Source organism: Arthrobacter sp. BG3 (genome assembly GCF_056680185.1).
The window spans coordinates 4,125,340-4,138,922 of record NZ_CM155270.1 but is presented as its reverse complement, the minus strand read 5'-3'; the positions used below and the strand labels follow the sequence as shown (position 1 = coordinate 4,138,922).

The 13,583-nt window shown below is 65.5% G+C and carries 12 protein-coding genes; 10 read left to right on the top strand and 2 right to left on the bottom strand.

The annotated features are described in order from the left end of the window. Positions 1–36 precede the first annotated feature (36 nt). The 4 genes from AC1MFL_RS18675 to AC1MFL_RS18660 all read left to right on the top strand — a co-directional run bounded on the left by AC1MFL_RS18675 (position 37) and on the right by AC1MFL_RS18660 (position 4,678). Positions 37–2,550, top strand: coding sequence for a molybdopterin oxidoreductase family protein (locus AC1MFL_RS18675; protein WP_479811880.1), 2,514 nt, complete (start codon positions 37–39; stop codon positions 2,548–2,550). Next, on the top strand, positions 2,547–3,038 hold the full coding sequence (locus AC1MFL_RS18670) for a hypothetical protein (RefSeq protein WP_479811878.1): 492 nt from the start codon (positions 2,547–2,549) through the stop codon (positions 3,036–3,038). The genes AC1MFL_RS18675 and AC1MFL_RS18670 overlap by 4 nt, the downstream gene beginning before the upstream one ends. A 195-nt stretch (positions 3,039–3,233) precedes the next feature. Next, positions 3,234–3,491 (top strand): hypothetical protein, encoded by a 258-nt coding sequence (locus AC1MFL_RS18665; RefSeq protein WP_479811877.1) that lies wholly within the window; start codon positions 3,234–3,236, stop codon positions 3,489–3,491. Between the two features lie 53 nt (positions 3,492–3,544). Beyond that, complete coding sequence (locus tag AC1MFL_RS18660) at positions 3,545–4,678, top strand: phytase (RefSeq protein WP_479815560.1); 1,134 nt, start codon at positions 3,545–3,547, stop codon at positions 4,676–4,678. 40 nt (positions 4,679–4,718) lie between these two features. Here the strand turns inward: AC1MFL_RS18660 and AC1MFL_RS18655 are convergent, their stop codons facing one another. Next, positions 4,719–6,899, bottom strand: a complete 2,181-nt coding sequence (locus AC1MFL_RS18655; protein ID WP_479811875.1) for an elongation factor G-like protein EF-G2 — start codon at positions 6,897–6,899, stop codon at positions 4,719–4,721. A 186-nt stretch (positions 6,900–7,085) separates the two neighbouring features. On the opposite strand from AC1MFL_RS18655, the gene AC1MFL_RS18650 reads away from it, so the two are divergent. After that, positions 7,086–7,526, top strand: a complete 441-nt coding sequence (locus AC1MFL_RS18650) for a DUF3054 domain-containing protein (RefSeq protein WP_479811873.1) — start codon at positions 7,086–7,088, stop codon at positions 7,524–7,526. 98 nt (positions 7,527–7,624) lie between these two features. Beyond that, the gene (locus AC1MFL_RS18645) at positions 7,625–7,906 is read left to right on the top strand and encodes an Lrp/AsnC family transcriptional regulator (protein WP_479811871.1); all 282 of its coding nucleotides are present in this window, start codon (positions 7,625–7,627) and stop codon (positions 7,904–7,906) included. A gap of 87 nt (positions 7,907–7,993) precedes the next feature. Here AC1MFL_RS18645 and trpD read toward each other — a convergent pair whose 3' ends face one another. Beyond that, positions 7,994–9,052, bottom strand: coding sequence for an anthranilate phosphoribosyltransferase (gene trpD, locus AC1MFL_RS18640; protein ID WP_479811870.1), 1,059 nt, complete (start codon positions 9,050–9,052; stop codon positions 7,994–7,996). Between the two features lie 148 nt (positions 9,053–9,200). Between trpD and ctaE the strand changes: the two genes are divergently transcribed. From ctaE to qcrB, 4 genes are all read left to right on the top strand, one after another. Continuing rightward, positions 9,201–9,839 carry an aa3-type cytochrome oxidase subunit III gene (gene ctaE / locus AC1MFL_RS18635; RefSeq protein ID WP_479811868.1) on the top strand — a complete coding sequence of 213 codons (639 nt, stop codon included), beginning with the start codon at positions 9,201–9,203 and terminating at the stop codon, positions 9,837–9,839. An 86-nt stretch (positions 9,840–9,925) separates the two neighbouring features. Next, complete coding sequence (gene qcrC, locus AC1MFL_RS18630) at positions 9,926–10,711, top strand: cytochrome bc1 complex diheme cytochrome c subunit (protein WP_479811866.1); 786 nt, start codon at positions 9,926–9,928, stop codon at positions 10,709–10,711. 102 nt (positions 10,712–10,813) lie between these two features. After that, positions 10,814–11,884, top strand: coding sequence for a cytochrome bc1 complex Rieske iron-sulfur subunit (qcrA, locus tag AC1MFL_RS18625; RefSeq protein WP_479811864.1), 1,071 nt, complete (start codon positions 10,814–10,816; stop codon positions 11,882–11,884). Beyond that, positions 11,862–13,541, top strand: coding sequence for a cytochrome bc1 complex cytochrome b subunit (gene qcrB / locus AC1MFL_RS18620; RefSeq protein ID WP_479811862.1), 1,680 nt, complete (start codon positions 11,862–11,864; stop codon positions 13,539–13,541). Before qcrA ends, qcrB begins: the two co-directional genes overlap by 23 nt. Positions 13,542–13,583 lie beyond the last annotated feature (42 nt).

The following is a 13,583-nucleotide window of genomic DNA, read 5'->3' as shown; positions in this document are numbered from 1 at the left end:
CAGGTGATTAGTGCCGGCGGGTGCTTAGTAAGGAGGATGACCGTGGTTGACCGGATCGCCGATATTTGGGGCACCAGGACCCCGTATCCGAAGGACGGGCTGTGGCCGGTCCGGGTGGACCAGGCCCTGCAGGAGGGCGTCACCGAGGCCGACGTCGACCGCTGGGTGCAGTCCGCCTGTGTGCTGTGCAGCAACGGCTGCGCATGCGACATCGCGGTGAAAGATGGAGCCATGGTCGGCGTCCGCGGCCGGGCCGGCGATCTGGTCAATCACGGCCGGATGGGGCCCAAGGGCCTGTTCGCCAGCTGGCAGGGCATGTCCAGCGGGGAACGGCTCAAGCGACCGCTGATCCGGGAGAACGGCCGGCTCGTCGAATGCGACTGGGACACCGCCATGGACCGGATCACGGAACGGAGCCGGCAGCTGCTGCACGACCGCGGGCCGCTCAGCCACGGCTTCTATACCAGCGGCCAGCTCTTCCTCGAGGAGTACTACGCCCTGGCTGTCATCGGGAAGGCCGGGATCGGCACGCCGCATATGGACGGGAACACCCGTCTCTGCACCGCAACGGCAGCGGCGGCACTTAAGGAATCATTCGGAGCTGACGGCCAGCCCGGCGACTACACCGACATCGACAGCTGCGACGCGATCTTCCTTTACGGACACAACATGGCCGAAACGCAGACTGTGCTGTGGTCACGGGTGCTGGACCGCATCGCAGGACCGGACCGGCCCAGACTCGTCTGCGTCGATCCGCGCGATACGGAGGTCGCCCGCTACGCGGACGTCCACCTGGCCGTCCGGCCAGGGACCAACCTCGCCCTGATGAATGCCCTGGTCCGCGAGATCCTGGCGAACGGCTGGCTCGACGAGGCGTACGTCCGGGACCATACCCTCGGGCTGGATGAACTCAGGGCGACGGTCGAGCCGTGGACGGCGGAAGCTGCCGCGGCGATCTGCGACGTCCCCGCCGCCGACATTAGGGAAGCGGCCCGGATCTTCGGCACCTCCGGACGGGTGCTCTCCACGGTACTGCAGGGCTTCTACCAGTCCGCCCAGGCCACCGCATCGTCCTGCCAGGTGAACAACCTGCACCTGCTGCGCGGGCTGCTGGGGCGGCCCGGCTGCGGAATTCTGCAGATGAACGGTCAGCCGACCGCCCAGAACAACCGCGAATGCGGCGCCGACGGCGACCTTCCGGGCTTCCGCAACTGGGAAAATCCGGAACACATCGGCGAGCTCGCAAGGCTCTGGAACGTGGACCCCCTGACCATCCCGCACTGGGCGCCGCCCACCCATGCGATGCAGATCTTCCGCTACGCCGAACAGGGTTCCATCGAATTCCTGTGGATTTCGGCAACCAACCCGGCTGTTTCGATGCCCGATCTCCCCCGCATCCGGAACATCCTGGCCAAGCCTGGCCTTTTCCTGGTGGTTCAGGACCTTTACCTCACAGAGACGGCGCTGGCCGCCGACGTCGTGCTGCCGGCAGCGGGGTGGGGTGAAAAGACCGGGACCTTCACGAACGTCAACCGGACCGTCCACCTCTCTGACAAAGCGGTCGAACCGCCCGGGGAGGCGCGCAGTGACCTGGAGATCTTCCTCGAGTACGCGCGCAGGATGGAGTTCACCACGCTGGAGGGCGGACCCCTGCTGTCCTGGGCCGGTCCTGAGGACGGCTTTGAGGCGTGGAAGGAATGCTCCCGGGGCCGTCCCTGCGACTACACCGGCATCAGCTATGAGCGGCTCCGCGGCGGGAGCGGCATTCCGTGGCCCTGCAACGACGAGAACCCGGATGGCAGGGTGAGGCTCTACGGGGACGGGGTGTTCCCCACTGACCCGGACTACTGCGAGAGCTACGGTCACGATCTGCTGACCGGGGCCACGGTGGGACCGGACGCTTTCCGCGCCCGCGCCCCGGGCGGGCGCGCCATCCTGAAGGCCGCGGAGTACCATCCCCCGCACGAGGAGCCCGACGGCGAATATCCGATGCGGTACACCACGGGCCGCACGGCCTACCACTTCCACACCCGCACCAAAACGGGGAGATCACGCCCGCTGACGCGCGCCGCACCCAGCGCCTGGGTCGAGCTCTCCCCGCACGACGCCGGGCGGCTGGGGATCGGGGAAGGCGACCTTGTCCGGGTGACGTCGCGGCGCGGCCGGATCGAGGTCCCGGCCCGCATCAGTGATATCCGAAGCGGCACCATCTTCGCACCGTTCCACTACGGCTACTGGGACCGGGACGGCTCACCCGGCGAACACCCGACGACCGCCAACGAACTGACCATCACGGAATGGGACCCGGTGTCCAAGCAGCCCGTCTTCAAGAATGCCGCCGTGAAAGTGGAAAAGATCGGCGACGCCACCGGTCCCGCCCCGGCGCCCAGCACCACGGCGTCCCGGCCGTCGGCCGCAGCAGCAGGGCCGCGGTCCGTGCAGCCCACGGCCGGCGGGAGGGAAGGTCAAGCCACGGAACGGATCGGTGGGGCCCCGCCGCCCCGCTTCCCCGAAGCCATCGGCCGCAGCGGACAGGACGGCAGGCCATGAACCTGAGCATCTATCTCGGCATGCTCCATCAGGCAGAACAAACCCTGGCGGAATCATTCCGCCAGGTGGCGGAGGGCCACGGCGCCGAACCCGACGTGCACCATCTGTGCCGCACGCTGGCACAGCAGTGCGACGAGCACAGCCGCCGGCTGCTCCCCGTTGTTCAGCGGTACGGCGAGGACCGTTCCGACGGCGAACCCGAACGGCTCCACGCGGAAGGCCTCTCCACCACACGCCAGGGCCCGGTGGGGCTGCTGCGGGACCTTCAGGATCTTTACCTGCTGGCGAGCTTCGTCGACGTCACCTGGACCATGGTCAAACAAGCCGGCTCGGCCCTGCGAGACCGCGAACTGCTCGACGTCGTCGCCCGGTGTGACGGCGAAACCGCCACCCAGTTGCGCTGGCTCCAGACCCGGATGAAACAGGCAGCCCCGCAGGCGCTGGTCGCAGCCCACGCCTCGCTGGCAGCGGACCGGGCTGCCCCCTAGACAGCCCGGGTGCCCGGCATTAGGTTGGGCCCCATGACCGGATGAGTCGCGCGGGCCTTGAGCACCATGCCGGCAGGCGCAAGAATGGTTTGAGAGCTTTTGGCGCACTTCTGGTACCGGTATTTACATCCTTGGAAGCCGTTGCGGGGCCGGTCCGGGATTCCTGGCTTCCGGTCGTCCCCAGTTGGAGGAACAGTGAGCAATCCGATCTTAGAGAACCTTTGGGACAAGCTGGACTCCAAGACCCAGGAATGGCTGCGCGCCAATCCCGGCAGTGTCATCCTTCCACGCAGTGTGACCGAAGCGCTCGTTCGGGCGGGCGGCCCGGACAGCCGCCTGGAAGGAGTGGACCGAAACGGCCAGCTCGCCCTCGACCCCCAGGACCAGGCCTTCATTAAATCAGTGGCCGCTGCTGCGCCGGTCGGCCATCCGGTGGCCCCGGGGGCGCCTTGACCGTGCGGAGGCGGGCGTCCGGTCTCCGGCCCAGCTCCCTCCGGTCATCGGTGATGTTGCTCGCGGTGGCCGCACTGGCCGTCCCGGCCCTGTTCGGTTGCGGATCCACGCCCCCTTCCCCAACGACCCCCTCCTCCGCATCCCCGTCCGCCCCTCCCCGCACGCCGGACACCGCCGCAACTCCCGCGTCCGCGCAACCCGCCGCTCCCGCACTGACCGATCCGAGTGCTTTCCCCGGACTTGAGACGGAGGAATTTTCGGGTTCGGGCGACATCTCAGATGACTCAGCGATATGGGTTGATCCGGCCGCCCCTGCCAACAGCGTTGTCATTGCTGACGACAAGGCGAAGTCGGGCGGGGGCATCGGTGTCTTCGACATGAGCGGCAAACTCCTCCAGTTCAGACCGGACGGAAAAATCGGCAACGTGGACCTGAGGCCGGGTTTCCCGCTGTCCGGGAAACCCACGGTCCTGGTCGGTGCCAACAACAGGTCAGAGAACACGCTGGCATTGTGGACACTGGACACAACCACCAGAACCCTGTCACCAGTGGCGGCACGCAGCATCGCCACGTTCGCGCCCAATTACGGCTTCTGCAGCTACCACAGCAAGGTGAGCGGTAAGTTCTACGCCTTCGTGACGCCCAACGGACCCGGGTCGGTCCAGCAATTCGAACTCTTCGACAACGGAGCGGGACAAGTGGACGCCACCCTCGTGCGAACCCTGCCGATAGACAGCATCACCGAAAGCTGCGTCGCTGACGACGAGCTTGGACACCTGTACCTCGGCCAGGAGGACGTCGGTATCTGGAAATACGGCGCCGAACCTGACACCGGTGACGAACGGAGTTCAGTGGATGCGGTGGGGGCCGGCCATCTGGAAGCCGACATCGAGGGAATGAGCATCGCCTACCGCACAGACGGTGCCGGGTACCTCTTCGTATCCAGCCAGGGCAACTCCACCATCGCCATCTACGACCGGTCCGGCAACAACACTTTCCGCAAAAGCTTCTCCGTGGGGGCCAACGGCGCGGTCGATGCCGCGACGGGCACGGACGGGCTGGACGTGACCACCAACAACGCCGGCCCGGGGTTCGAGCAGGGGCTTCTGGTGGTCCATGACGAGTCCAACTCCGGCGGCCACGTCTCCAACCTCAAATACGTGCCCCTAAGCTCAGTCCTCAAATAGCACGCTCCTGGCCTTGCGGCCATGCTCCCCGGACTTTTCGTCAGTCCTTTGTGGCGGCACGGGCAGCGGCCGCAGGCACGGGCTCATGACGCAGGTAGCGCCGGCCAAAGCGGCCGCTTCCCGAGGTCAGCGCGCGCAGCTCGATTGCGTACCGCAAGAGCTCCTGGTCCGGCACTTCGGCAGTGATTTCGGTCAGGTCTCCGCCGGTCGACGTCGTTCCCGTCAGGCGCGCCCGGCGCGACGAAAGGTCACTCATCACCGCGCCCACGTGCTCGTCCGAAACAGTGATCGTCACTGCCGAGACGGGCTCCAGCAGCTGGATGCGCCCGCCTGCCGCGGCCTCCCGCAAGGCCAGCGCGCCGGCGGCCTGAAAGGCAGCGTCCGAAGAGTCCACGCTGTGGGCCTTTCCGCCAAGCAGGGTCACCCGGATATCCACCACCGGGAAGCCGGCGGATACGCCCTTCTGCATCTGTGCCCGGACGCCCTTCTCCACCGAGGGGATGAAGGACCCCGGGATCACCCCGCCCACGGTCTTGTCGACAAATTCAAAGCCGCTGCCACGCTCCAGCGGTTCAACTTCAATATCGCAGACCGCGTATTGGCCATGGCCTCCTGATTGTTTGACATGCCGGCCGTGGCCCGCAGCGGGCGCGGCAAACGTCTCCCGCAGCGGCGTAATCACGTCAACCGTCTGCAGCTTCACGCCCTGCTCGCGCAGCCTGCCAAGGACAACGTCCGCGTGGGCCTCACCCATGCACCAGAGGATCAGCTGATGGGTTTCGGCATTCCGTTCCACGCGGAGCGCCGGATCCCCGGCCGCGACCTTTCCCAGGCTGCGGGCCAGAACATCCTCATCGCCATGGGAGGCGGCCTCGATCGCAACAGGCAACAGCGGGTCCGGCATCTCCCACGGCTGGATCAGCAGCGGCATCTCCCTCGCCGAAATCGTGTCACCGGTCTCGGCGGGCCCGAGTTTTGTCAGGGCGCAGATATCGCCGGCGACGCTGTACGGCACCGGCCGCAAGCTTGCCCCCAGTGGCGAATACAGGTGGGTGACGCGCTCGTCGCTGTCGTGATCGGGGTGGCCCCGGTCCGCCAGGCCGTGGCCGGCCACATGGACAGACGAGTCCTCCCGCAGGGTGCCGGAAAAGAGGCGGAGCAAGCAGACCCGCCCCAGGAACGGGTCGACCGTGGTCCGCACCACTTCGCCGAGCAGCGGCCCCGCCGGGTCGCAGTCCGGTGAGGCGGCCGGCGTGCCATCGAGGTGGGACACCGGCGGCCGTACATGTTCAGCCGGCGAGGGGAACGCCCGCGTCACCGTTTCCAGGAGTTCCGCCAGCCCGACCCCGGTCTCGGCGGAGGTCGCGATTACCGGATGGAAGGATCCCCTGGCGACCGCCGTCTCCAGGCCGCCGACCAGGACCTCAAAAGGGATCTCCTCGCCGCCGAGGTACCGGTCCATCAATGACTCGTCCTCACTTTCGGCGATGATCCCTTCGATCAGCGCACCCCGCGCGGGCTCCGAGGAGACGAGTTCGACGTCGAGGGCGTCCCGGCGCACGGCAGGTGCGCCGTCGGTCGGGCGCTCTGAAACAGTGCCCGAGAGCAGCCCAAGAAGACCGGTGACCTCCGCTCCGGCGCGGACCGGAAGGTAGAGCGGAAGCACCGCGTCACCGAATGCCCGCTGGCACCTCCCGAGGGCGGCATCGAAGTCCGCCCGGGGGTGGTCCAGCCGGCTGATGACCACCGCCCGGGGCACCCCGGCGCGCTGGCATTCTGCCCAGAGGGCCGTGGTCGCGGCATCAATATCATCCACCGCCGAGAGGACAAACAGCGCCGCGTCCGCCGCGCGCAGCCCGGCCCGCAGTTCGCCGACGAAGTCCGGGTAGCCCGGCGTGTCGAGCAGGTTCACTTTGAGGCCCTCAACCATTACCGGCACCACGGAGAACGCGACGGAGCGTTGCTGGTGGATCGCGGCTGGCTCCGAGTCGCTGACGGTGGTGCCCTCGGTGATCGAACCCTTCCGCGCAATGGCACCGGTTGCAGCCAGCAGCGCCTCAGCCAGCATTGTCTTCCCGGATCCTGAATGACCAACCAGCGCCACGTTCCGGATCTGCTCCGGCCGTTCGGGCGGCAGGGCCTCGTCGGCGTCGGACCGCCGGAGTTCAGCCGTGCCCCGCGCAGCGGTCTTCGCCGGAACCTTGGCATCTTTCGCAGGCATGTGAACCTCCCGGTTTGCATCCGTCGGCCGGCCTAACCCGCCAGCCTCCGCTTGGAATGCGGCTGTCTATTTGGATTTGACACCCTGCAACGAACTGACGGCAAGATGCAACGGCCAACTCCGTCGCAGCGTCCCGGCAGGTCGGACACGACGGCCCCCGGGCCATGCGCGGCTAGGCTTGGAGGTATGCCTTCTTCAACCCCGCCACTTCCCCGCCCCGTATCGACCGGATCTGCGGAAACGGAGGCGGCCAGGCGCGCCACGGTGTTCGCCCTCTGCGCCGACGCCGCCCTGATTCTGGTGTTTGCCGCGATTGGCCGCGACGCCCATCAGCGCGGGGACGTCATCACCGGCGTGTTTGCCACCGCCTGGCCTTTCCTCGCCGGCGCGGCACTGTCCTGGCTGGTGCTGCGGCTGTGGCGCTCGCCCCTGTCCCTCTGGCCCGCCGGAGTCAGTGTCTGGCTCGGCGCGGTCACCGGTGGCATGCTCCTGCGGGCCGTCACCGGACAGACCGTGGTCCTGCCGTTCGTCATCGTGGCCCTGCTCAGCCTGGGACTCTTCCTGCTCGGATACCGTCTTCTGGCCGCGGTTGTCCGGCGGCGCAAGACACGCCGCCGCGGGGCCTGATGGACTAGGCTTGCAGGGACATGGCCAAGGCCCCCGGAGTACCACCAGGGCGGCTTTGCTTGGCCGGCAACGGCGCAACAGATCCGGAAAGGTCACACGTGGTCACCGCATTCGTCCTGATTAAGACAGACGCTTCCCGCATCCCGGAGACCGCGGAAGAAATCTCCGCCATTCCGGGCATCAGCGAGGTCTACTCCGTGACCGGCGAGTGGGACCTCATTGCGATCGCACGGGTCCCCAAGCATGAAGATCTCGCAGACGTCATCGCGGACAAGCTTTCCAAGGTACCCGGCGTTGTCCACACCACCACGCAGATAGCTTTCCGCGCATATTCCCAGCACGACCTGGACGCGGCCTTCGCCCTCGGCTTCGAACAGTAGCGTTCGGCCGCAGGGTTCAGGAGCAGGGTACAGCCGTCGGCCTCAGGGCTCAGCGGGCGGCGCGGCAGCGTCCCGCTGCCGCGGCATTCAGCTGCGCGAAAGCGCGACCCAGCGGTCGAGCACGGCCGCGGCCGATCCCGACTCGATGGACTCTTCCGCACGCTTGAACGCGGCGGCCATCCGCTCACGCAGCGGGCCGACGGCATCCAGGTCAAACGCAACGAGTCCGGCAGCCGCGTTCAGCAGGGCGGCATCGCGGGCGGAACCCCGTCCGCCGGCCAGTACTGACCGCACGACGGCGGCGTTGGCGGCAGCGTCCCCGCCGCGCAGCTCTTCCAGGGTCGCGCGGCGGATGCCCAGATCGCCCGGCTCGAACATTTCCTCATTCACCGCGCCGTTCCGGATTTCCCACACGCGGGACGGACCCGTCGTCGTCAGCTCGTCGAGTCCGTCGTCCCCGCGGAACACCAGCCCGCGGCTGCCGCGTTTGGCCAGCACCCCGGCCACCAGAGGGGCCATCCGCTCATTGGCGACACCTACCGCCGAGGCCTGCACGTGCGCCGGGTTGATCATGGGACCCAGGAAGTTGAAGGCCGTCGGTACGCCCAGTTCACGGCGGGCGACGGCGGCGTGGCGCATCGAGGGATGGAACACCTGCGCAAAGCAGAACGTAATTCCCGCCTCGTCGGCATTGAGGGCCACACGCGGCACGGGCAGGTCCAGCCGGACCCCCAGGGCCTCCAGGACGTCGGCGGAACCGGAGGTGGAGGAAGCTGCGCGGTTGCCGTGCTTCACCACCTTGGCGCCGGCGCCGGCGGCGATCAGCGCGGCCATGGTGGAAATGTTGACCGTGTTCTGCTGGTCGCCGCCGGTTCCGACGATGTCCAGTTTCTGGCCTGCGATCTCAATGGGGCTTGCGTTCTTGATCATTGCCGCGACCAGGCCGACAAGTTCGTCCACCGTCTCGCCTTTGGAACGCAGTGCCACGAGGAAACCGGCGACCTGGACGGGAGTGGCCTCACCGGACATGATCGAGTTCATCGCCCACTCCGTATTGCCGGTGGAGAGATCCGTACCGTTAATGAGTGCGTTGATGAGCCGCGGCCAGGTGTTGCCTGCCGCCTGTGCAGATGCCTGAGAAGTCACCTTCTGATGCTATCGAGGTGCGCAGTGCAATGACCAATGTGAACGGGGCCGGGAACTTTTCCGCGCGAATTCGCGTCTTTGTAGAAAAAGTCCCCCGAAAAGGCGGTTTGCGTTGGGCACGGGCGAGTTTTATAGACATAATGTCTATGTGACATCTGCGACCCATGCCCCCAGTACCCCGGCGCACCCGACGCTGAACCGCCCGAACATGGTTTCTGTTGGAACCGTAGTCTGGCTGTCCAGTGAGTTGATGTTCTTCGCCGGTCTCTTTGCCATGTACTTCACACTCCGTTCGACTTCCGGACAGATGTGGGCCGAAGAGACAGCCAAGCTCAACTTTCCCTTTGCGCTCGTAAACACGATCGTCCTCGTGGCAAGTTCCTTTACTTGCCAGATGGGCGTCTTCGCTGCTGAGCGGCTTCAGCCGCGTCGAAGCGGCGGCCGCCTCAGCTTCACCCGCTGGGGAATGAACGAATGGTTCACCCTGACTTTCATCATGGGTTCCTTCTTCGTGGCCGGCCAGGCGACTGAGTACACCATGCTCGTTTCCGAGCATGTCTCGCTCTCCTCCAACGCCTATGGTTCGGCGTTCTACATCACTACCGGCTTCCACGGCCTGCACGTTATAGGTGGCCTGGTTGCCTTCCTCCTCATCATGGGCCGATCCTTCGCTGCAAAGAAGTTCGGCCACTTTGAGGCAACTTCCGCGATTGTCACCTCGTACTACTGGCACTTCGTGGACGTCGTCTGGATCGGCCTCTTCCTGGTCATCTACGTCCTCAAGTAGCAAGACTTGACTCTTTTTCTACAAGAGGCAGAATTTCAAGAAGCGGCTCCCGGAGCCAACGCAGGATCGAAAAAAGGAACCACCACGTGAAGGCACTCTCGCAGAAGCGACGTCACCCTCTGGCAGCAATAGCGCTGCTGCTGATGGGCCTCCTGGTCACTGGTGGGCTGTACGCCGTTGCCAGCACCGTCAACCAGGCCAAAGCCACCACCAGCACCAACGCAAATGACGCAGAGGAAGGCGGCAAACTCTTTGCGGCCAACTGCGCCACTTGCCACGGCATGGGCGCCAGCGGCTCCCAGTCCGGCCCCTCCCTGGTTGGCGTCGGCGCCGCTGCCGTTGACTTCCAGGTCGGCACCGGCCGCATGCCGATGCAGATGAACGGCCCGCAGGCCTACAAGAAGCCGGCACAGTTCAACGAGGAGCAGACGCGCCAGCTCGCAGCCTACGTTGCTTCGCTCGGCCCGGGCCCGTCCATTCCGGAGGCAGGTGTTCTCGACGAGAAGGGCGACGCCGCTGCCGGTGGCGAGCTGTTCCGCACGAACTGCGCGATGTGCCACAACGCCGCCGCTGCGGGCGGTGCGCTGACCCGGGGCAAATTTGCTCCGGCACTGGCGGGGGTGTCCGGCCAGCACATCTATGAAGCGATGGTCACCGGACCGCAGAACATGCCGGTCTTCAGCGACGCCAACATCTCCCCCGAGGGCAAGCGCGACATCATCACCTTCCTGAAGCAGATCGAAGCCAACGGTTCACCCGGCGGCGCGGATCTGGGCGCCCTGGGCCCGGTCTCCGAAGGTCTGTTCATCTGGATCGCCGGTTTGGGCGTCATCATTGCCTTCACCATCTGGCTTACGTCCCGGACGTCCTAAGCCCACCTGCTGCACCTGTAAAAGTTTTCTGCTGACCCGTCAGCAGTCTGAATTGAAAGCTAACTCGGCACTTGCCGAGACGAGAGAGGGATGAGGCGAATTATGGGCAACCATAGTGACGGCAGTCCGAACCGCTCGGGCACCGTAGCTACGGCTGGTCAGAATGAGGTGGAGAAGTTCCAGGATCCTGGAATTCCCCCGCATCGTTTGCGCCTGGCTGACACGGACCCGAAGGCCGCAAAGCGAGCAGAACGGCAGGTAGCCCTTCTTTTCGGGAGCTCGGTCGTTGGCACCCTGATATTCCTGGTGGCGTACTTTGCCATCGATCTGGGGGATGACACGTCGATCGCGACGATCCGGCTGCAGAATGCGCTGCTGGGCATCGGCACCGCGTTCGCCATGCTCGGGATCGGCACCGGAATCGTGCACTGGGCCAAGGCCCTCATGCCGGACCATGAAGTCTCGGAAGAGCGCCATGCCATCCGCACCGAGGAAGACCGCCTTGCCGCTGTCCGGATCGTCGACGACATCGTTGAGGAAACCGGCATCAAGCGCCGGCCGCTGATCCGCAACACCCTTCTGGGCGCCGTGGCGCTGGCTCCCCTGCCGGCCCTCGCCGTCTTCGGAGACCTGGGTCCGCGTCCTGACAACACACTGGCACACACCATGTGGGCTCCCCAGGACGGCAAGCTCAAGCGGCTCACCCGTGACCCTGACGGCACCCCCATCAAGGCCGCCGATGTCACCATCGGCTCAGCTTTCCATGTCATTCCGGAAGGCCTGAACGAGCTGCACGAAGGCAAGTTGAACGAAAAGGCCAAGGCCGTCGTTCTGCTGATGCGCCTGAACCCCGAGTCACTCAACCCGTCACCCGGCCGCGAAAACTGGGGCTACAACGGAATTGTCGCGTACTCGAAAATCTGTACCCACGTTGGTTGCCCTGTTGCCCTGTACGAGCAGCAGACCCACCACCTGCTGTGCCCGTGCCACCAGTCAACCTTCGACCTGACCCAGGAATGCAAGGTCATCTTTGGCCCGGCCAGCCGGCCTCTCCCCCAGCTGCCAATCGCAGTTGATTCCGAGGGCTACCTGGTCGCCACGAGCGACTTCAAAGAACCTGTTGGACCTAGCTATTGGGAGCGTGATGAGCATGAGCGCAACCGCAACGCCTGATGCCCCCGCCTTCGTCGCCAAGACCAAGGGCGGCCGCATTACCAACTTCGTTGACGAGCGTGTAGGCGGCTCCGGGATCCTCCGTGAATTTGGCCGCAAGGTCTTCCCGGACCACTGGTCGTTCATGTTCGGTGAAGTGGCCCTGTATTCCTTCGTCATCCTGCTGCTCTCGGGCACGTTCCTGACGTTCTTCTTTGACCCCTCCATGGCGGAGACGCGTTACGCGGGCTCCTACATGCCCCTGAAGAACGTTGAAATGTCCGTGGCCTACAGCTCCTCGCTGAACATCTCCTTCGATGTCCGCGGCGGTCTGTTCATGCGCCAGGTCCACCACTGGTCGGCCCTGCTGTTCGTGGCTTCGGTGTCCGTGCACATGCTCCGCGTGTTCTTCACCGGCGCTTTCCGCAAGCCCCGCGAAATGAACTGGGTGGTGGGCGGCGTGCTGCTCATCCTCTCGATGGCTGCCGGCTTCACCGGCTACTCGCTCCCCGATGACCTGCTCTCCGGCAACGGCCTGCGCATCATCGACGGCGTGATCAAGTCCATCCCGGTGATCGGAACGTACATCTCGTTCTTCCTCTTCGGCGGGGAATTCCCCGGCACGGCCATCATCGGGCGCCTGTACATGCTCCACATCCTGCTGGTTCCCGCGCTCATCCTTCTGATGATCGTGATGCACCTCTTTATGGTGGTCGTGCACAAGCACACCCAGTACCCCGGTCCGGGACGCAACGACGGCAACGTCGTCGGCTACCCCCTCGGCCCGGTTTACGCTGCCAAGGCCGGCGGCTTCTTCTTCATCGTGTTCGGTGTCATCGCCCTCATGGCGGGCTTCTTCACCATCAACCCGATCTGGAACTACGGCCCCTACGACCCCTCCCCCGTTTCGGCGGGCACCCAGCCTGACTGGTACATCGGTTTCGTGGACGGCGCCCTGCGCCTGATGCCGGGCATCATCGGCGACTGGAAGGTCGAACAGATCTGGTTCGGGCATGTCTTCACCTTCAACGTGCTGCTCCCGGCCCTGGTCCCTGCGGGCATTATCTTCACCGTTCTCTTCACCTACCCGTGGATCGAACGCTGGATCACCAAGGACAACCGCGAGCACCACGTACTGGACCGTCCGCGGAACGCCCCGACCCGGACCGCGATCGGCATGGCCGGCTTCGTCTGGTACTGCGTGATGTGGGCAGCTGCCGGCTCGGACCTCATCGCCACGCACTTCCACGTGTCGCTGAACGATGTGACCTACTGGCTGCGTGCACTGTTCTTCATCGGCCCGGTCATCGCGTTCGTCGTCACGAAGCGCATCGCCCTGGCCCTGCAGCGCAAGGACCGCGAAATTGCACTGCACGGCCGCGAAACCGGCCGCATCGTGCGCCTGCCCCACGGTGAGTTCATCGAGGTCCACGCACCGCTGGACGAGTACAAGCGCTACAAGCTCGTCGGCTTCGAGTCGCCCTCTCCGCTGCCTGCAGAGCCGAACGCCAACGGCGTCGTCGACAGCAAGGAAAAGCGCCGTGCGAAGCTCTCCCAGTGGTTCTTCGAGGACCGGGTTGCACCGGCAACGCCCGCTGAACTCGCGGCGGCCCATGGCCACCACGGCGAACACGAGGCTATCGAATCTGGCGAGAGCCAGAAGACGCTCAGCCACTAACCGGCTGCAGTAGACACCAGAAAGGCCCGGTCCCTTAGGACC

Coding starts and splice junctions, on each gene's coding strand:
- AC1MFL_RS18675 (WP_479811880.1), top strand. CDS start 37: ATGACCGTGGTTGACCGGATCGCCGATATTTGGGGCACCAGGACCCCG.
- AC1MFL_RS18670 (WP_479811878.1), top strand. CDS start 2,547: ATGAACCTGAGCATCTATCTCGGCATGCTCCATCAGGCAGAACAAACC.
- AC1MFL_RS18660 (WP_479815560.1), top strand. CDS start 3,545: ATGTTGCTCGCGGTGGCCGCACTGGCCGTCCCGGCCCTGTTCGGTTGC.
- AC1MFL_RS18655 (WP_479811875.1), bottom strand. CDS start 6,899: ATGCCTGCGAAAGATGCCAAGGTTCCGGCGAAGACCGCTGCGCGGGGC.
- AC1MFL_RS18650 (WP_479811873.1), top strand. CDS start 7,086: ATGCCTTCTTCAACCCCGCCACTTCCCCGCCCCGTATCGACCGGATCT.
- qcrA (WP_479811864.1), top strand. CDS start 10,814: ATGGGCAACCATAGTGACGGCAGTCCGAACCGCTCGGGCACCGTAGCT.
- qcrB (WP_479811862.1), top strand. CDS start 11,862: ATGAGCGCAACCGCAACGCCTGATGCCCCCGCCTTCGTCGCCAAGACC.